This window comes from Microcoleus sp. AT3-A2 (genome assembly GCF_036705685.1).
Classification (GTDB): domain Bacteria; phylum Cyanobacteriota; class Cyanobacteriia; order Cyanobacteriales; family Microcoleaceae; genus Microcoleus.
Map to the genome: position 1 here is coordinate 119,484 of NZ_JAUBVF010000004.1, position 18,856 is coordinate 138,339.

General features: G+C 45.6%; 14 protein-coding genes and 2 pseudogenes. 7 read left to right on the forward strand and 9 right to left on the reverse strand.

Translation table 11 applies throughout. The features are described 5' to 3' along the window. Positions 1–40: 40 nt before the first annotated feature. From carB to QUB37_RS04445, 3 genes are all read right to left on the reverse strand, one after another. A complete protein-coding gene (carB, locus tag QUB37_RS04435; RefSeq protein WP_333159618.1) occupies positions 41–3,352 on the reverse strand; it encodes a carbamoyl-phosphate synthase large subunit in 3,312 nt (1,103 codons plus the stop codon). Between the two features lie 593 nt (positions 3,353–3,945). After that, entirely contained in the window at positions 3,946–4,185 is a 240-nt protein-coding gene (locus tag QUB37_RS04440; protein ID WP_333159487.1) for a hypothetical protein, read from the reverse strand. A 120-nt stretch (positions 4,186–4,305) separates the two neighbouring features. Further along, a complete protein-coding gene (locus QUB37_RS04445) occupies positions 4,306–4,503 on the reverse strand; it encodes a hypothetical protein (RefSeq protein WP_333159489.1) in 198 nt (65 codons plus the stop codon). A 374-nt stretch (positions 4,504–4,877) separates the two neighbouring features. Here QUB37_RS04445 and QUB37_RS04450 point away from each other — a divergent pair, with 374 nt between their 5' ends. From QUB37_RS04450 to QUB37_RS04465, 4 genes are all read left to right on the forward strand, one after another. Next, positions 4,878–5,132 carry a hypothetical protein gene (locus tag QUB37_RS04450; protein WP_333046692.1) on the forward strand — a complete coding sequence of 85 codons (255 nt, stop codon included), beginning with the start codon at positions 4,878–4,880 and terminating at the stop codon, positions 5,130–5,132. Between the two features lie 34 nt (positions 5,133–5,166). Next, entirely contained in the window at positions 5,167–6,348 is a 1,182-nt protein-coding gene (gene mltA / locus QUB37_RS04455; protein ID WP_445300001.1) for a murein transglycosylase A, read from the forward strand. A gap of 154 nt (positions 6,349–6,502) precedes the next feature. Next, a complete protein-coding gene (locus tag QUB37_RS04460) occupies positions 6,503–7,210 on the forward strand; it encodes a tetratricopeptide repeat protein (protein ID WP_333159493.1) in 708 nt (235 codons plus the stop codon). Positions 7,211–7,433: 223 nt separating this feature from the next. Beyond that, positions 7,434–8,321: an ROK family protein gene (locus tag QUB37_RS04465; RefSeq protein WP_333159495.1), complete on the forward strand. Its 888-nt coding sequence runs from the start codon at positions 7,434–7,436 to the stop codon at positions 8,319–8,321. A 184-nt stretch (positions 8,322–8,505) separates the two neighbouring features. Here the strand turns inward: QUB37_RS04465 and QUB37_RS04470 are convergent, their stop codons facing one another. The 3 genes from QUB37_RS04470 to QUB37_RS04480 all read right to left on the reverse strand — a co-directional run bounded on the left by QUB37_RS04470 (position 8,506) and on the right by QUB37_RS04480 (position 12,156). After that, a complete protein-coding gene (locus tag QUB37_RS04470; RefSeq protein WP_333159497.1) occupies positions 8,506–8,928 on the reverse strand; it encodes a hypothetical protein in 423 nt (140 codons plus the stop codon). Positions 8,929–9,385: 457 nt separating this feature from the next. Next, positions 9,386–11,044, reverse strand: coding sequence for a CTP synthase (locus QUB37_RS04475; RefSeq protein ID WP_333159499.1), 1,659 nt, complete (start codon positions 11,042–11,044; stop codon positions 9,386–9,388). Positions 11,045–11,151: 107 nt separating this feature from the next. Beyond that, positions 11,152–12,156 carry an Rpn family recombination-promoting nuclease/putative transposase gene (locus tag QUB37_RS04480; RefSeq protein ID WP_333159501.1) on the reverse strand — a complete coding sequence of 335 codons (1,005 nt, stop codon included), beginning with the start codon at positions 12,154–12,156 and terminating at the stop codon, positions 11,152–11,154. Between the two features lie 489 nt (positions 12,157–12,645). Between QUB37_RS04480 and QUB37_RS04485 the strand changes: the two genes are divergently transcribed. From QUB37_RS04485 to QUB37_RS04495, 3 genes and pseudogenes are all read left to right on the forward strand, one after another. Next, entirely contained in the window at positions 12,646–15,201 is a 2,556-nt protein-coding gene (locus QUB37_RS04485) for a VIT domain-containing protein (RefSeq protein WP_333159503.1), read from the forward strand. 253 nt (positions 15,202–15,454) lie between these two features. Continuing rightward, positions 15,455–16,351 carry a pentapeptide repeat-containing protein gene (locus QUB37_RS04490; protein ID WP_333159504.1) on the forward strand — a complete coding sequence of 299 codons (897 nt, stop codon included), beginning with the start codon at positions 15,455–15,457 and terminating at the stop codon, positions 16,349–16,351. A gap of 428 nt (positions 16,352–16,779) precedes the next feature. After that, positions 16,780–17,014 (forward strand): annotated as a pseudogene (locus tag QUB37_RS04495) (IS5/IS1182 family transposase); the annotation flags it as partial. 42 nt (positions 17,015–17,056) lie between these two features. Here the strand turns inward: QUB37_RS04495 and QUB37_RS04500 are convergent. From QUB37_RS04500 to QUB37_RS04510, 3 genes and pseudogenes are all read right to left on the reverse strand, one after another. Beyond that, positions 17,057–17,760: pseudogene (locus tag QUB37_RS04500) on the reverse strand (IS1 family transposase). Between the two features lie 129 nt (positions 17,761–17,889). Continuing rightward, positions 17,890–18,339 (reverse strand): EVE domain-containing protein, encoded by a 450-nt coding sequence (locus QUB37_RS04505; protein ID WP_333159506.1) that lies wholly within the window; start codon positions 18,337–18,339, stop codon positions 17,890–17,892. A 5-nt stretch (positions 18,340–18,344) separates the two neighbouring features. Beyond that, positions 18,345–18,827 carry an SRPBCC family protein gene (locus QUB37_RS04510; protein WP_333159508.1) on the reverse strand — a complete coding sequence of 161 codons (483 nt, stop codon included), beginning with the start codon at positions 18,825–18,827 and terminating at the stop codon, positions 18,345–18,347. Positions 18,828–18,856 lie beyond the last annotated feature (29 nt).

Sequence of the window (18,856 nt, forward strand, 5' to 3'; positions counted from 1 at the left end):
AGTCCGCGCTGCACACCCTAAACATAGGGTGTTTCGCCCTCTAGGTTTGCGGGTAATAGTCTTGAATTGCTTTTACTTCCATTGGGTAGGATTTGAGCGATCGAATTCCCGCTGCTGTGGCTTTGGCACCGGCTATTGTGGTAATAATCGGGATTTTGTAAGTCAAAGCTGTGCGGCGGATAAAGATGCCGTCGGCGCGGGATTCTTCCCCGGAAGGTGTGGTGATAATTAGTTGAATTTTCTCATTCTTGATCGAATCCAACAAATTCGGCCGCCCTTCGTGCAGTTTCAATTCCAAATCTACCTCTAAACCTTGCTCTTGCAAAACTTTGCGTGTCCCGTGGGTTGCGACTACTCTGAAACCCAATTCTAAGAATTCCTTGACAACGGGTACAACCGCTAGTTTGTCGCGATCGCGCATCGAAACCAGCACAGTTCCAAACAGCGGCATCATTTGTCCAGCGCCGAGTTGAGCTTTGGCAAATGCTTTGCCAAAATCGGTGTCAATTCCCATGACTTCACCGGTCGATCGCATTTCTGGCCCTAACAAGGTATCAGTTCCCGGAAACTTAGCAAAGGGCAATACTGCTTCTTTTACCGAAACATGAGTGGGTATAATCTCTTCAGTAAAACCTAAAGCTTCTAGAGTTTTGCCAGACATGACTCGCGAGGCCATTTTTGCTAAGGGAACTCCGATCGCCTTGGAGACAAAAGGCACTGTTCTAGAAGCGCGCGGGTTAGCTTCCAAAATGAAAACTTCTTCCCCTTGAACAGCAAATTGAATATTCATCAACCCGATTACTTTCAGGGATTTTGCTAATTCTACAGTCCAGCGGCGGATTGTTACCAAAGCTGCATCAGAAAGCGTTTGGTAAGGGATAGAACAAGCAGAGTCGCCGGAGTGGATTCCCGCTTCCTCGATGTGTTCCATAATACCGCCGATCGTCACATTGCCAGTAACATCGGCGATCGCATCGACATCAACCTCGATCGCATTCTCCAAAAACTTATCAATTAAAATCGGATGATCGGGTTCTACTAGCACGGCATAGGTCATGTAACGTTCCAATTCAGCATCGGAATAAACAATTTCCATTGCTCGCCCGCCTAATACGTAACTGGGTCGCACCACTACCGGATAACCAATCCGTTGAGCTACTATTAAAGCATCCTCAAAACTACGAGCCAAACCGTTAGCAGCTTGCTGAATATCCAACTCCCGCAGAATCTTTTCAAATCGCTCCCTGTCTTCAGCAGTATCAATGGAATCCGGCGAAGTTCCCCAGATTTTTGTTTGTACATCGGGGTGATTTTCCAGAGCTTTTTGTAAAGGAAGCGCTAATTTCAGTGGGGTTTGTCCGCCAAACTGAATAATTATTCCTTCGGGATTTTCGGCTTCGATGATGTTGAGAACATCTTCTTTTGTTAGCGGTTCAAAATACAGGCGATCGCTCGTATCATAATCCGTCGAAACCGTTTCCGGGTTCGAGTTGACCATAATTGTCTCAAAGCCATCTTCTCCTAGGGAATAGGAAGCGTGACAGCAGCAGTAATCAAACTCAATTCCCTGTCCGATCCGGTTCGGCCCGCCACCTAAAATCATCACTTTTCGCTTGGTAGAAGGCAAAACTTCCGACTCCGGCGCGAGACTGTGGCCTACAGACGAAACTTTCTTTTCTTCATCGCCCACTTCCCAAATTGCCGCTCCCGCTTCGTAGGTGGAATAATAATAGGGTGTAAACGCTTCAAATTCAGCGGCACAGGTATCGACGGTTTTGTAAATCGGAATTACGCCTAACTGTTTGCGGTAAGCGCGGACTTGATCTTCCGATGTTTTGGTGGCATAAGCAATTTGGCGATCGCTAAAACCCAATTGCTTTACTTCAAACATTGTCTCTTTTGTCAACTCTTCCAACCGCGTTCGTTTCAAGAACTTCTCAGTTTCCAGCAATTCCTGCATTTTATCCAAAAACCAAGGATCGATTCCTGTAAACTCGAAGATATCTTCCACCGACATTCCCATCATCATCGCGTGGCGAACTGTAAAAATGCGATCGGGATTTGGCGTCCGCAATCCGGCGCGAATTTGTTCCAAACTCGGCAATTTTTCCGGTTTGTCGCACCCGAAACCTGCGCGGCCTGTTTCCAATCCCCGCAGGGCTTTTTGGAAGGATTCATTGAAGCTGCGCCCGATCGCCATTACCTCCCCAACAGACTTCATTTGCGTTGTTAGAGTCGGTTCGGAACCGGGGAACTTTTCAAAGGCAAATCGGGGAATCTTCGTCACCACGTAGTCAATTGTCGGCTCAAAAGACGCCGGAGTTTTCTTGGTAATATCGTTGGAAATTTCGTCTAGGCTGTAACCTACCGCTAATTTTGCCGCCATTTTTGCAATAGGGAAACCAGTTGCTTTCGAGGCCAAGGCGGAGGAACGGGAAACCCGAGGGTTCATTTCAATAACGATGAAATCTCCGTTAACAGGATTGACGGCAAATTGAATATTGGAACCGCCGGTTTCAACTCCTATCTCGCGAATAATTTTCACCGAAGCATCCCGCAGGCGCTGATATTCTTTGTCTGTGAGAGTTTGCGCCGGGGCGACGGTGATAGAATCGCCGGTGTGGACGCCCATCGGGTCGAGATTCTCGATCGAACAAATAATCACTACATTATCTGCCAAATCCCGCATTACTTCCAGTTCGTACTCTTTCCAACCAATCAAAGATTGTTCGATCAAAATTTGCGATACTGGACTGGCGTCAATCCCGCCTTGTGCCATTTCTTCAAACTCTTCTTGATTGTAAGAAATGCCGCCTCCCGTGCCGCCCATTGTAAAAGCAGGACGAATAATTAACGGATAACTGCCGATTTGGTGACCAATTGCTTTGGCTTCGTCGAGAGTGTTGGCAATTCCAGAAGGGCAAACAGCGACCCCAATTCGCGCCATGGCTTCCTTAAATAATAGCCGATCTTCTGCCATTTCAATTGCTGGCAACTTAGCCCCAATCAACTCGACGTTGTATTTTTCTAAAACGCCATTTTTAGCCACGGCAACTGCTAGATTTAGCGCGGTTTGGCCGCCCATAGTCGGTAAAATTGCTTGAGGTCTTTCTTTAGCGATAATTTGTTCGAGGATGACCGGCGTTAGAGGTTCGATGTAAATGCGATCGGCAGTTTCCGGATCGGTCATAATCGTTGCTGGGTTGGAATTAACCAACACTACTTCAAAACCTTCTTCTCGCAAAGCTTTGCAAGCTTGGGTTCCTGAATAGTCAAATTCGCACGCTTGACCGATAACAATTGGGCCGGAACCAATAAGAAGAATCTTTTTTAAGTCTTGACGACGGGGCATAGGTTCGTAATTAGTAATTGGACAAGGTGGAGGATTAATTTGATATTTTGCATCAGTCTTAGAAACAGGCTTTCTAAGCTGTTCCCCCCAAAGCTTACTCAAAATAGTGCAAGTTTTGTTGTTAATTTGAAATTGTGCACCATTCTCAGCATTTTGGAAGCAGAACCTCGCAACTCCGGCCCACAGACACCCCCAGCTAACCAGAAATATTGATGAGAAAAGGGTGCAGTCGATCGGTAAATCAAGACTATTTTAAGTGTTGCGGTCAAATCGTGTTCTAAAATACACAATCCCTGTATTCCGCACGATTAATCATTGTAGAGACACTCCAAGAACCCATTGGTGCCAACTTAACGTCTAACCCAATCACAGACTGTTGTTTGAGTATTAAATCTAGATCCCCCCTAGCCCCCCTTAAAAAGGGGAGTAGGGGGTGGGACAAGAGTATTCTCAAAGTCAACCCCTACTCCCCTTCTTAAGGGGGATTTAGGGGGATCTAGACTTAGCTAAAAGCGAGATTTATCAATGGTTTCAGGCGATTGTTGACACGAAGAAGGGATCTTGGAGTGTCCCTACCGCATTTGATCCTATTTTTAGGCTTTGCGCGATCGGCGAATGAGTAGGCTTATCACTTGTCCCGGCTTTGCACCTCGCTGCGGCGGACTCCAATCGCCGACTTGGGCAAATCCTAGTCGGTACAAAGTGTGGATGGTTTCTAACACGGCGGCGCGGGAACCGACAACCGTGATCCGCACGACTTCCTGTTCGGATACTGCTGAGTCGTCATTTGGACGTGCGGAAAAGTTATCGTCAGGTACGAATTCCTGTGACATAATATGGTCTCCTGGTTTTTGGTTTTCTAGGAAAACCCAAAAACCCAGCCGCCCCGCACGTTAACACAGAGCAGGGCGGCTACAGAGAATGTTAAAATTCTCCATTAGCCTCCATACTGCTTACTCAGTTTGGCGGTTAGCTGTCCATTGCTGTTGGTAGCAGCTTTGGGCAGTGCAACTAGATTTTTGAGCGACGTGGGCTGCTTCCTCTTTGAGGAAAGCAGCCTTAATTTCACAGCGTAGCCGCAGATGGGGGCCGCCGTCAATCGATTTAAGATTTTGGATTTTAGATTTTAGATTGGGGTTTTCCTGCAACAACTCTATCGGTTTTAGATTTTAGATTTTAGATTGAGATTTTCCTGCAACAACTCTCCGGTCTCTCCGGTCTCTCCCCTTCTCCCACTCTCCCCCTCTCCCACTCTCCCCCTCTCCCCCTCTCCGGTCTCCCCCTCTCCGGTCTCTCCCCTTCTCCCACTCTCCCTCGACCCAACCTACTAGATGAGGGAATGCACCGAGGAAGATGTAAAATATGGAATCGTTCCAAAAGCTTAAAATCAAAAAACTAAAATCAAGATATGCCTAGAACTCAAGTGCGAATATTCCGTGCACCTGCTGCTTGAGGGCAACCACATTAATTTTAGATTTTAGATTTTAGATTTTAGATTGTCCTGCAACAACTCTCCCCATCTCCTATGCCTAGAACACCCAGCGAATATTCCGTACACCTGCTGCTTGAGGGCGGCCACCGCGAAGAAATCCGTTTTTCAACGCTGCAAGATTTTCAACAGTGGTATAAAACTCTGGTTCCCAAACAAGATTCGTCAGAATTTGTTAATGTCCCGATCAAAAATATTCAAGGCGAATACATGGTAGTTCGGCCTACCAGCGTTCTCGCAATTCGCGTAGAACCGGTATTTACTTCTAGCGTTGAGAGATTCGATGAATAAGGAAAATAATCAATTGAGTAGGAAAGATTGGAAATTGAGCAAAATTTTTCGCTATCAGATATTAGCGATCGCCTGTTGCGTTTTGGCGATCGCTTTTTCGGTGCCCGCCGTTGCAGTTCCGTCGCTGCAACCAATTAGTATAAATCAATTGCAAGCTGGCGAGTCGGATGATCTCGCCTTTGACGCTCAAATCTGGGGCGAAAATGGCAAACCGGGCGATCGGGAATTGCTGTTAAAGTCGATCGACAATAGCCTCCGCTATCTCAATACATCGGCCGCCGCCACTGCCTACAGCCGCTATCCAGTAGCAGGAGTTACGCGCGATCGAGTCCGCCGTTCCCTCGATCGATTCCGCCAATTAGTTGTCAGTTCCACAACCCCTGCACAACTTCAGGAATCGGTCAAGCGCGAATTTGTATTTTACAAATCCACGGGCAAAGATGGCAAAGGAACAGTCGCATTTACAGGTTATTTCGAGCCGACTTACGCAGCATCTCGCACGCCTAATTCCGAATACCGTTATCCTCTGTATCGGATGCCGCCAAACATGGCATCTTGGCCGAAACCTCACCCGACAAGATTGCAATTAGAAGGCGAAGATGCTTTGCAGGCAAGTAAAGGATTGCTGCGAGGGTTAGAATTAGTTTGGTTGCGCGATCGCTTCCAAGCATTTCTCGTGCACGTCCAAGGTTCTGCGAGATTGCAGCTAACAGATGGTAGCGAGATGACCGTCGGTTTTGCAGGCAAAACCAGTCACAGTTATACAGGAGTTGGACGAGAATTAGTTAAAGACGGAAAGTTTACTTTAGAAGAGTTAACTTTGCCGAAACTAAGGGAATATTTTACCAACTTTCCCGCAGATATGGACAAGTATTTGCCGAAAAATGAAAGCTTTGTATTCTTCCGGGATAGTAATGGAGCTCCAGCCACAGGAAGCATTGGAGTGCCAGTAACTGCCGAAAGGTCGATCGCCACCGACAAAGCCTTAATGCCACCCGGTGCACTAGCATTAATTAGTACAAAACTCCCTTATCCGAATGCGGCGGGACAACTCGAACAAAATGCCGTGAATCGGTACGTTTTGGATCAAGATACGGGCGGTGCAATCAAAGGCGCGGGGAGAGTTGACGTATTTATGGGAACCGGGGATTTAGCGGGCGATAGGGCCGGTTATATCAACTCAACAGGAGAACTGTATTATCCGCTTTTAAAGTAGATTAATTCTACTTCATGTGATTGTTTGCTGTGCGTCGCAATCCCGGACACGGCAATGCGCCGTGTCCCTACAGATATCTTCGACAATCTATATGTAATCCTACTTTTGATAATTGCTATAAAATAGAAAATACCCCACCTTCGCAAGCTCACAAATGCTCAACAAAATTCTGCAATTCTTCAAACGACTAATTCAGCGGCTATTCGGAACCCCAAGCCAGCCCGCCCCGCCTTCAGAAAATACCACCATCCGCCCAACATTAACTGACGCGGAATACGAGTCGAAATTCATGGAAATTCTCGAAGGGGTGAATGCCGGCTGGAGTCGCGGGGATGTAGCAGGATTCTTAATCGCAAAACGCCTTAAAGATGGTGAATTGGCTGCTTGGCTGCGACGGTTTCAGCAAAGATTGTTAGAGGGTGAACATGATGAGATCGCTGCTACGGATGCGGTGGCATCGCTTCAGGAATTAGCGCAGCGGCTGGTATTGTTAGGTAGAATTGGCAGCGGGGAATTCTCAGAGGTTGCGAGGCAAATTGGGCGGGAGATATTGACACGGTTTCCGCTGCCGGAGGCTGAGGAGGAGGATACAAAGGGGAGGGTAATTGAGGCGGTGTTTGTTGGGGATGGTTTGGGTTTTTCTGGGGAAGGGAACCGCACAGGCGCTGAGGGTGCGGAGGCAGAATCGGAAGTTAATGTAGAGGCTGAGGCATGGTGCGATCGAGGTAATGAGCAGTATAATTTAGGACGATTTGAAGAAGCGATCGCATCTTATACCCAGGCAATTGCTCTCCAACCAGACTATCACGATGCTTTGCACAACCGAGAGGTAGCGCAACGTAAGTTAGGCGAAATTCAATAGGCGAACTCGCTTGTATCCAGAATTTTTGCTAGGGATTGCGATCAGCATGATACTATTAAGAATTAAGCCCTGTTTTCCTCGCTAATTATTATACTCTAAAATAGAGTGGGAGGATTTAAATCCTCACTACCAACTTAATTGGTAAGGTGCACAATCCGCACTCTAAAATATGTTTATCCTATGAGGATTAATCCTAAATCCTTGCATCTCAAACCCAAATCGAATGACACAAGTAATCGGCATTGACTTAGGCGGAAGCGCCATTAAACTGGGCAGATTTAGCGAAAATGGTCTTTGTCACCAATCCTTAACTGTCCCAACCCCTCAACCCGCAACGCCAGAAGCAGTTTTAGCAGCGATGACGGATGCTATTTTACAACTGAATCCGGCCGAAAATGCTGTAAGTGCGATCGGCATCGGCACTCCAGGCCCCGCAGACGCCGCCGGCAGAATAGCGAGAGTAGCCATTAACCTCAAAGACTGGCATAACGTCCCCCTAGCTGACTGGGTGGAAGCTAAAACCGGACTGCCGACCATGTTAGCAAATGATGCCAATTGTGCCGGATTGGGAGAAGCTTGGTTGGGTGCAGGAAGGCACTTTAAAGACCTAATTTTAATAACTTTAGGTACAGGAGTCGGCGGCGCAGTTATCCTAGACGGCAAACTATTTGTAGGTCATCAAGGCGCGGCCGGAGAACTAGGGTTGATTACTATAAATCCCGACGGCCCGGAGTGTAAAAGTGGCAATCGCGGTTCTTTAGAACAGTACGTTTCGGTGCAAGCAATTCGCCGCGAAACCGATTTAGAACCGCTACAATTAGCAAATTTAGCTAAGTATGGAGATGCCAAAGCTTTAGAATTTTGGCAAAATTACGGTCGTTATCTCGGTCTAGGTTTGGCAAGTCTCATTTATATTTTGACGCCGGAAGCTATTATTATCGGCGGTGGAATTAGTGCAGGTGCAGAATTTTTCTTGCCACAGGTTCGAGAAGAAATTGAGCGGCGGGTGTTGCCGACTTCTCGCGCAGATTTGCAGTTATTGGTTGCTGAATTGGGCAATCAAGCAGGCATAGTAGGTGCGGCCAAATTAGCTTGGCAGCTTGTTCAATAGTTAAAATTTAAAAATTCAGCGCATTTGATTGCGCTTTTTTCATATCTAAACTTAGGGAGCAACCTAAGCATTTTAGGTCAAAAAAAATAAAATGAATGTGAGGATTTACTAAAAATAGTCTCCCTTCCTTCTTCATTGTTCATCTTTCTAACTAATGACTAAAGACTAATGACTAAGGACTGCTTCATGGTAGAGATTGTCCAGTAGTATTTTTTATGTATTCCTGAATTTGTTGATAAGTTTCCGGGTTGCTTTGGCGCAGGATAATAATATTAGTTGCGCTATCAGGGAGGCAAAAGCTTAGCCGACCGTTCTGTTCGCAAGCAAAAGAGCTAATTCGACTCATATCGATCGCAATTTCTTTGCGGTCATAATTAATTTTAATCCACGAACCTCTAGAATTGCGATCAATCGTTTTTTTGAGGTAATCGAGAACTTGCTTGTAAGCCTCATAATTGCCTTGGGGATTGAGGATAATCGGCTGACTGCTATTAGGCAGCCAAAAGGTGAGACGCTTGTTATCCAGTTCGCTAGAAAAAGCACTAATAGTGTCAAGGTCAATTATGTATGTACTTTTCTCATAAGTAATTTTGCTCCAATAAGCCACAAAGCCTCCTCAAACCTGTGTTTCCTGGTATTTTAGGATAGTTTGACAACTCATACCATTTTAGATTTTAGATTGTAGATTTTAGATTGGGCATGACAGATGACTATCGGGGTTGGGAAGTTGCCTAAAGTTACATTTTTTTTTGGAAACTGGTATCACCCTTGAAATCCGTAAAAAGTTAAGTAAAAATATCAGCATTTTTACCTTCTGCCTTTTGCCTTCTCCCTGGTGGTACTAGCCCCCCAGCCCTAGCATAGGGGTTGGGGGGAAGGTTTTTCACTCGTTGAGAATACTGCCCGATATCTAGTCCGGTAAGTGCGACCCCTATCAAATCCTATTGGTCTGTCGGGTGGGTTTTGTAATGTCCATTGTCTGGGCGATTTGAATATTGTCTACTCTGAACCGCCCCTACAGACATCTAATATATCAGAACTAATCGATCGCACATGATATGAGATCAGTTTGCTGCAACTTTCCCGGCCACCAAGTCGCGACCCTCATCTTCTAAAACATCCTGCTTTCCCTGGATGCTAGCGGCCTGGATAAACCCTTGAAACAATGGGTGGGGGGCGCTAGGTCGAGATTGGAATTCGGGGTGAAATTGGCAGGCTATGAAAAAGGGATGGTTGGGAAATTCGATCATTTCTACCAATCGGCCGTCTGGAGATGTACCGGAGACTGCATAACCTGATTCTAAGAAAAGATTGCGGTAGGCGTTGTTAAATTCGTACCGATGGCGGTGCCGCTCGTAAATCACTTCTTTCTGATAAAGTTTGAAAGCTAGCGTGTCTGGGTTGACACGACACGGATACAAACCCAGTCGCATTGTACCGCCCAAATCGACTACATCTTGCTGTTCTGGCAATAAATTAATTACCGGATTTGCAGTATCCGGGTCAAATTCAGCGCTGTTGGCATCCTTTAGTTGGGCGATGTGGCGCGCCCATTCAATCACAGCACACTGCATCCCCAAACACAATCCCAAAAAGGGTATTTTATGGTGTTTGGCATATTCGATCGCCGCTATTTTGCCGTCAACTCCCCGAACCCCAAAACCTCCCGGTACAAGAATGCCGTTGATACCTTTGAGATAATTATCGAGGTTTCCCGATTCTAAATCTTCTGAGTTAATCCAGTGCAAATTCAGGTCGCAGCCGATCGCAATTGCCGCGTGCCGCAAAGCTTCGACTACCGAAAGATAAGCATCGTTCAACCGCACGTATTTGCCAACTAAAGCAATATCAATTTTGTGATTGGGACTGTAAAGCCTGTTGACTAAAGTTTGCCACTGATGCAAATCTGGCTGGCGATGTTCGAGTTGCAGCAAATTGAGCGTTTGTTGCGCCAAACCTTCCTGTTCCATCATCAGGGGTACTTCGTAGATACTTTTAGCATCTTGAGATGTGATGACACATTCTTCGGGTACGTTGCAGAATTCCGACAATTTCTGTTTCATGCCCAAAGACAGCGGGCGATCGCACCGACAGACTAAAATATCTGGTTGAATGCCGATCGACCGCAATTCCTTCACCGAATGCTGAGTCGGTTTAGTTTTCATCTCCCCAGCCGAAGGAATCCAAGGTATCAGCGTGACGTGCATATACACAACATTTTGCCGGCCTACATCCTTGCGAAACTGGCGAATTGCCTCCAAAAACGGCAAAGATTCAATATCTCCCACCGTTCCGCCGATTTCCGTAATCACCACATCAGGATTAGTATTTTTTGCTACCCGGTGAATTCGCTCTTTAATCTCGTTAGTGATGTGTGGAATCACCTGCACCGTGCTCCCCTGATACTCACCGCGGCGTTCTTTGTTGATCACCGCTTGATAGATGGAACCCGTGGTGACGCTATTGAGGCGAGACATGGAAGTATCGGTAAAACGCTCGTAGTGTCCCAAATCCAGGTCAGTTTCCGCACCGTCTTGCGTGACAAAGACTTCTCCGTGCTGAAACGGGCTCAGAGTGCCGGGGTCAACGTTAATATAGGGGTCTAGCTTCAAAATCGAGACAGAATAGTCCCGCGACTTCAATAGGCGGCCCAAGGAAGCACCGACAATTCCCTTGCCGATACTGGAAACCACGCCGCCAGTCACAAACACAAATTTGCTCATAGGATTTTCGACTTTAGATGTTTCAATGTCAGGTCAGACTCAAATGTGACATAGGTAATCCATAAGGGCAACCACGGGGGATTGCCCCCTACACCCATTTGACCAAATTATTGACGATTGTTATGTGCTTGCAACCAAGTTGTCAAATCTGACACACTGGCCAACTCTAAGACGGCCTCTCCTAAATTCTCTAATTGCTGAGCGGATAACTGAGCGATGCGAGTTTGAATCTCCGACGACAACGGGCCGACACGGCGCTCCAATAAACGAACAACTAATTGCAACTTTCCTTGTTTGATGCCTTGTTCGATGCCTTGTTCGATGCCTTGTTCGATGCCTTGTTCGATGCCTTGTTCGATGCCTTGTTCGATGCCTTGTCTGATTCCTTGTTCTATCCCGATTCTGGTAGCTTTGGTAATTGCACCGCGCTGGTCTTGAATAAAAATTTCTCGCCTTTCTAAATCTTCCAATTCATCAGGATCGAGATTTGCTTCATTGGCAATTGTAAAAGCTTTGCGGAGTTCCGGTACATTTCCCAACTCTTCCGGCACAGACCTTAAAGTCCGAGCGGTTTTCATGAAATATATCCACTTATCAGTCAGAGTCTCTAGTTCTGCTAAAGTCTTGTCAAATTTTGGCAACTCAACAAATACAAATTCTAATTCATCCGCCAAATAATCGACCAAGTTGTTTTTTTCTTTGATACAAAACCGCGAAATTACTGTTTCCAGATGCTCAAACATTTGGAAATCTGTAATCGTCAAGGCAATCACGGGATTTAAGAGGTTGTAGTTTTCTCCGCTTTTCAATTGCAATGAGTAAGCTTTGGTAGCATTGTATAAAATCCGCTTTTCAAACGATTCTACATTCAATACTTGCATTTCAATGATCACAGTTTTGCTGCCACTAATTTTAGCTTTGACATCCAAGTAAGTATCTTTGACTCCTTTGATTTTAGGAGCTAAATAAGGATCGATAATTTCTAAATCTTCGATGACTGGCTGCGCTTCGTAGAGGATGGCATTTAAGAAGCTAATCAAAATGTCTTTGCTGTCAGCAGATCCGAAGATTTTTTTAAAGGCAAAGTCGGTTTTGGGGTTAATAAAATTCATGGCTTTTTCAATTTATTAGAGCTTGAGAGGTTGATGTTAGAGTTATTTAATTATTTAACGATCATACAATCTTCTAGGTTGGGTTCGCGGACGATCGCCCCAACCGACCTCACCCAAATACAGATGCAAGCCGACGACAGCAGTCGGACAGAGCAATCATGGCTTCGACAAAAGTTCCCGCCCCCCAGTCGGCCCCTAGGCGAGTCAATCGATTGCGCGATTTTAGATTTTAGATTTTAGATTAAAGAATTGAACCATTGACCCCACGGATAAATTCGGCGACTTTTTTATCGGATACAGGTTTTTTATTTCTGGACGGATGAATCCGGGGGCTTGTATCCTGGATGCTTGATTGTCAATCTAAAATCCAAAATCTAAAATCAGCCCTACGCGCTCAGTCATTTTTCCCAAAAAGCTAACTCAGGAACGTTTCGGCAATCGTAAAGTCATGGTACACAAAGCACCTCAAGTCTGCTAAAAAAAACTGCTATGAAGTTTGTCTGCGTTCTATCCCCTCAACGGTTGCTTTCTGCTGGTATCGCATTGCTCGCAGCCATCGAGTGTGGCGTGTGGCTCGCTCCAAATACGGCCCGGGCCAATGCTCTTGGGGAAAATTATTCGTCTGCGTCGCCGAAAATCCTCGCTAGTAACGATGTTAATTGCAATGGCGGACGATCGCCCGAAACTCGCTGTCCAGTCGGCGGTTTGTTCGTCAAAACTCAAAATACGGCCTCAGAACAAGTCTTTCCTCTCAAGCAGACTGAAGTTAAAGCCAAAATAACTGGCAATATCTCCCGCGTCGAAGTTGTTCAGAAGTTTGAAAATCCTTTTCTCGAATCTATAGAAGCTGTTTATGTATTTCCTTTGCCCGATGAAGCGGCGGTAGATGATATGGAAATTAAAATAGGCTCACGAACTATTAAAGCTGATATCAAACGCCGCGAGGAAGCTTTGGAAATTTACGAACAAGCCAGAAAGCAAGGCCGGAGTGCGGGTTTGTTGGAACAAGAACGATCCAATATTTTTACTCAGTCTCTCGCTAATATCAAACCGGGAGAAAAAATTGAAGTTACGATTCGCTACACGGAAAGTCTCAAATTTGTCGGCGGCGATTACGAATTTGTGTTTCCAATGGTGGTTGGGCCTCGCTATATTTCGGCAAATTCGACCCCTCCCAACCCCGCCTTAGTAAGGGGGGGCGATTCTCAATTTCCCCCCTTAGCAAGGGGGGGGCAGGGGAGGGTTAATACCGATGCCGATCGCATTAACCCGCCTGTTTTGCCTCCAGGAAAGATCTCGGGTCACAATATCGCTGTTTCGGTAGAAATAGATGCCGGCGTTGCGATCGGCGATGTCCGCTCTACTTCCCATCAAATTACAACTGACCGCAGGGGAAATATTGTGCAAGTCCAATTAGCCAATTCTGACACAATTCCCAATAAAGATTTAATTTTGCGCTATCGAGTGGCGGGCGAAAATACGCGCGCAACTGTCTTGACTCAATCCGACCAGCGGGGCGGTCATTTTGCTACTTATTTGATTCCGGCATTAAATTACAAAACTAATGAAATTGTACCTAAAGATGTCGTGTTTCTGATGGATACTTCCGGTTCTCAGCAGGGCGAACCGCTGGCAAAATCTAAGGAGTTGATGCGCCGCTTTATTCAAGGGCTGAATCCCAACGATACTTTTACTATTATTGATTTTGCAAATACTGCGAAAGCGCTTTCAAATACTCCTTTAGCGAATACGGCAGAAAATCGACAAAGCGCAATTAATTATATCGACAAGTTGCAGGCTAACGGTGGTACTGAACTGCTTAACGGTATTCAAACCGTGATGAATTTTCCGGCGGCGGCAACGGGAAGGCTGCGGAGTATTGTACTAATTACTGACGGTTACATTGGTAATGAAAATGAAGTGCTAGCGCGGGTTCAGGAAAGTCTGAAACCGGGAAATCGACTTTATAGTTTTGGTGTCGGCGGTTCGGTGAATCGGTTTTTGATTAACCGTTTGGCGGAAGTGGGAAGAGGCACGTCTCAAGTAATTCGTCAAGATGAACAGTCAGCAGAAGCGGCAGAAAAGTTTTTTCGGGAAATTAATAGTCCGGTATTGACTAATATTCAAATTAGTTGGGAAGGGATGGGGGAAAAACCGGAGATTTATCCGATCGCACCCCCAGACTTGTTTGCGAGTCAGCCACTGGTTTTGTTTGGCAAAAAGACCGATCGAGCTAACGGTCAACTTCGCATCCGCGGCACTCTTGCAGGTGGCAAAGCTTACGAGCAAGTTTTACCTGTTAATTTTGCTCAATCCGGCGGGCGGCAGCGGGAGTCTACTTCAGTCGCAGCAACCGCTACGGATTTTGGCAATCCGGCGGTAGCTCAACTTTGGGGGCGATCGCGCATTAAAGATTTAATGAATCAAATGTTTGGTGGCGAGACTAAATCTCTGGTGGAAGCTGTAACTAATACTGCTCTGACTTATCGCTTGCTGTCGGAATACACGGCTTTTGTGGCTGTGAGCGAAGAAGTACGAGTCGAACCCGATGGATCTCGTCGCCGCGTGCAAGTGCCTGTGGAATTGCCGCAGGGTGTCAGCTATGAAGGTATTTTCCAGTCGGAGGAGGCAGAGCCAACAAGAGGCGGCAGTCGCAGCGTTACCTCGACCCGCAGCTCGGCACCAGTGAGGCCAGCTCCTGTTATGCCGCCGCGCCAGCCCGGTTACGGTGAGTTGCAACGCCCCAAGCCTTTGGCTTCTCGCCTCCAAGTAGTTAGCGCCGAAGGGTTGGATGCCGGGGCGATCGCGGCTTTGAGTCAATACCTGCAATCTGTTAATCTCCCGGCGGGGGTTAGCGGTGAAACGGTATGGAAGTTATTGGTACAAGACGGCCGCGTTACCCGATTGGCGATAGACACTACAACCTCGACGCTGCAAGCAACAGACGCAGTAGAAACTCTCAAGATGGCCTTGAGTTCCTGGCAACCTCCTGCAGGATTCAAGGGCACGCTGCGCCTGAAGTTGCGAATAACGGTCGATCGTTAAGCAAGGACTATCTATGTCACAAAACATTAACTTTTAATTCAAAAATACCGAAAGGGCGATCGCTACCCCGTGGAAGATATAAAATCTTTATTAAGAGATTGCCTTTAAACAGAAAGTGATGTTAATGAAATTTATACCGTTTGAGGCAAAGGCTAAAACAGTTTCCTTTCTAAAACAGTTTCCTTTCTGAAACAACCTTAACAGTAAAGATTTCTGGATCGAAACCCCACAATCATAGAAGGTCTGATGCCCTATGGAAGTTAGTGAACTGCTCAACAATTACGAAAAAGGAGAAAGAGACTTTACTGAAGCCGACCTCAGCGGGAAAGACCTCAGCGGAGCAATCTTAATCGGAGTCAACCTTTCGCGAGCTAATCTTTCAGGGGCGAACCTCAGCAGGGCGTTTCTCACCAAAGCAACACTCAAAGGTGCACTGCTGCACAGAGCAAATCTAACTTTTGCCAAAATGGGTGAAACCCAACTCTCAGGTGCAGATTTGACAAAAGCCAATCTCAGCGGTGCTTTTTTGGTAAAAGCAAAATTGCCGAGAGCAAAGTTAAGTGGCGCAACTTTAACTGGCGCAAACCTGCGGGGTGCTGTCTTGTGGAATGCCAATTTGTGCAGCGCCGACTTGCAATTAGTTAACTTGCTGGGCGCTAATCTGACGGCAGCTAATTTTAAGTGGGCAAACCTTTACGGTGCAAGGCTCAATAGTGCAAAACTTTTTGGAGCTCAATTAACAGGAGTCAGTCTGCGGCGAGCGCAGTTGGCAGGGGTGAATCTCTGCGGTGCAGATTTGAGCGGCGTTAACGTGAGCGAAGCTAAACTAATGGGAGCTAATTTGGAAGGCTCGAATTTGGCGGGAGCAAATTTCAGCGCGGCTCAGTTGCGTGGGGTGAAGTTGGCGGGTGCAAACTTAACCGGGGCTAAGTTGAGGGGAAGTTGTTTGAGAGGGGCAAATCTGAATTGGGCAAAGTTGTGTCAAGCAGATTTGATGGCAGCAGATTTGAGCGAGGCGACGTTAATAGGAGCTAATTTAGATAATGCTTTGTTGGCGGGAGCCATTTTGCCGGAATCTACTAGACGCTATTTTTCCTTAGCTGGGGCGGGCAGAGTCAATTCTTGGGAAGTTAATGAGATTAACGGTTGATTGTTGACTGATGACTGTTAACTGTTGACCGAAAGCATCCAGGATACAAGCCCTCGGATTCATTCCTTCGGAGACTCAGGACCCAGAAATAAAAAACCTGTATCCGAGGAAACTTGCCCCCGAATTTATCTGTGGGGTCAATGCTTCAATTCTAAAATCTAAAATCTAAAATCTAAAATCTAAAATCGATTGACTGTTCACTGTTCACTGTTCACTGTTCACTGTTGACTATGACAATTAATTTTGGGGTGGTGCTGGTAACTGCAGCATCGGAGGCGGAGGCAGAAAATATTGCTAAAACTCTAGTTGGGGCTTGCTGAATCAGTGAGAAAAGTAAACAGTGTAGGGATTTTCCGACCAAAAAAGTAGTAAGGGTGCAAGAAAAACAGGTATAATAACTCAAAACCCGTGCATCACCACCTGCGATCGTGTATAGAAAAGCTGAGCTTGCCCCAAGCCCCCCATCCGACTTTGAACTCCCCTTTGAAGGAAGATTGTCAGAAGATAACCGTTGGGTGAAAATGGCGCAACTAATCCCGGGCGTCAGAGTTTGAATCAGAATATGCTGAAAATTTCCCCACCGAAATGGGAGCACCCGCCAAATCATTTAGGATGGCATTAGGGGCATTAATTATTAAAGAGAAGCTGGGAATCAGCGACATATAAACAGTAGAACAGATCCGATAAAACCCAGGCGTTGCTGAATCAAGGTATGAATGCCCCAGGAATGGGAATATCATGAAATTTCAAGTAATGTATTAATAACTTAATAGAATGCTTGAGCATTTCCTCACATTTAGAATAACAAAGAGTCTGACGATTTAGCCTAGCCAAATAATGTCTTAGTCTGGTATTTTTCCCTTCTAAGGAGTGTCATATAAGTCTTGCTAATAATCTGCTACCCATCAGGAATAAACATGGGATATACAGACCATCCATCAGTTACATAAAAGTAGCATTTCCATGCACTTACCTTGTCCCATAATGGTTCAAATATCTTAGCGCTATGATTCCCTAATACCCAGCCTAAAATTCCTGGTTGAAAGTGGTCAACCGCTGTCCACAGCCAGATTTTGTCTGTTTTTTTTACATAAGTTTGTAATTCATCGAGTTCACCAACTTCTGGAATGACTTCAGGATCATAAACATCTGGCAACAGTTTTCCGACTTGTTTTATCCAATTTATTACGCCCGGTATGATGAACTCCCTTAACTCGTTCTATCGCCCGTAAGCCCATACCATTGACATACATTTTTAGGCAATAACGTTTGATACTCTCGCTATAACCTCGATGGGCTTAATAGTGATTAATAAATTGACGACCACATTGGACACAAATGTGATTCTGTTTTCCTTTCTTCTTGCCATTTTTACGGATATGGGTTGATTTACATTCTGGGCATTGCATAAATTATTCCTCCTATTCATACTCTAACTCAGCAACGCCATTTATTCTTCAGTCCGCGCCTGCGGACTTTGTTTGTTTGTTCGCGTTGCTAGTGACTTACGCTCGCCCGGTATAAAGTGAGTAATAAACTCATCTCATCTTCAAAATCTTCTCAGCAGCAACTTCAGATACCGGCATCACCGATAACCGATTGCCTTTCCTTACCACCAAAATCTCATCAGCACTAAACTTTTGTTTCAGTTCATCCAAAGATATTAACTTAGCAAATTCCTCAACAAACTCAACTCTCACAGTTTGCCAGCGAGGAGCATTAAACGGCGATTTAGGATCATAATATTCGCTATTAATATCGAACTGAGTCGGATCAGCAATTCCAGTTTCAACGACACGCACTAAGCCGACAATTCCCGGTATTTGAGTATTAGAGTGGTAAAAAAATACTAAATCTCCTCGACTCATTTCTCGCATAAAATTGCGCGCTTGATAGTTGCGGACACCATCCCAAATGGAAGTGCGATCGTGCTTCAAATCCGCAATAGTATAAACATCCGGTTCAGACTTCATTAGCCAATAATTCATATAATCTATTCGCTTGGGTTAGCCAAATATTCTTGAATTTTATCTAAACACTGCTGCATAGCTTTTTGCATAAAAACCTGAACTAGCAACAACCCAACGGGATAGAATACCGGAGAAGTCAGCATAAAATAAAACTCCCAATCAATCCGAGTTCCCTTTGCTGTAGCAGTGAAATTCCAATCTCCCCCACCAGACTCAATGAGTAGAGAAATCGGAAACTTAAACCCTCTAACCAGTCGGTAGGTTTGTCTTTCTGGCTTTTTGAAAGTAATGATTTCTTCATCAATAACCGAAGAGTCGGAATTTTCTATCCGCCGCACGCCGCCTTCACGCATTTCTCCACCATCTGCCATCTCAGCTTTAATAATTGCTGGAATTGGGCCATATCCGCGAAAGACTTTGGGCAGATTTGACAGGGAGGTAACAAAATCAAAGACTACTTCAGGCGATGCAGCAATTTCTACTACGGCGTTGGCTTTAACTAACATTTATCTCTCCCCCCATCTGATTTGATAAT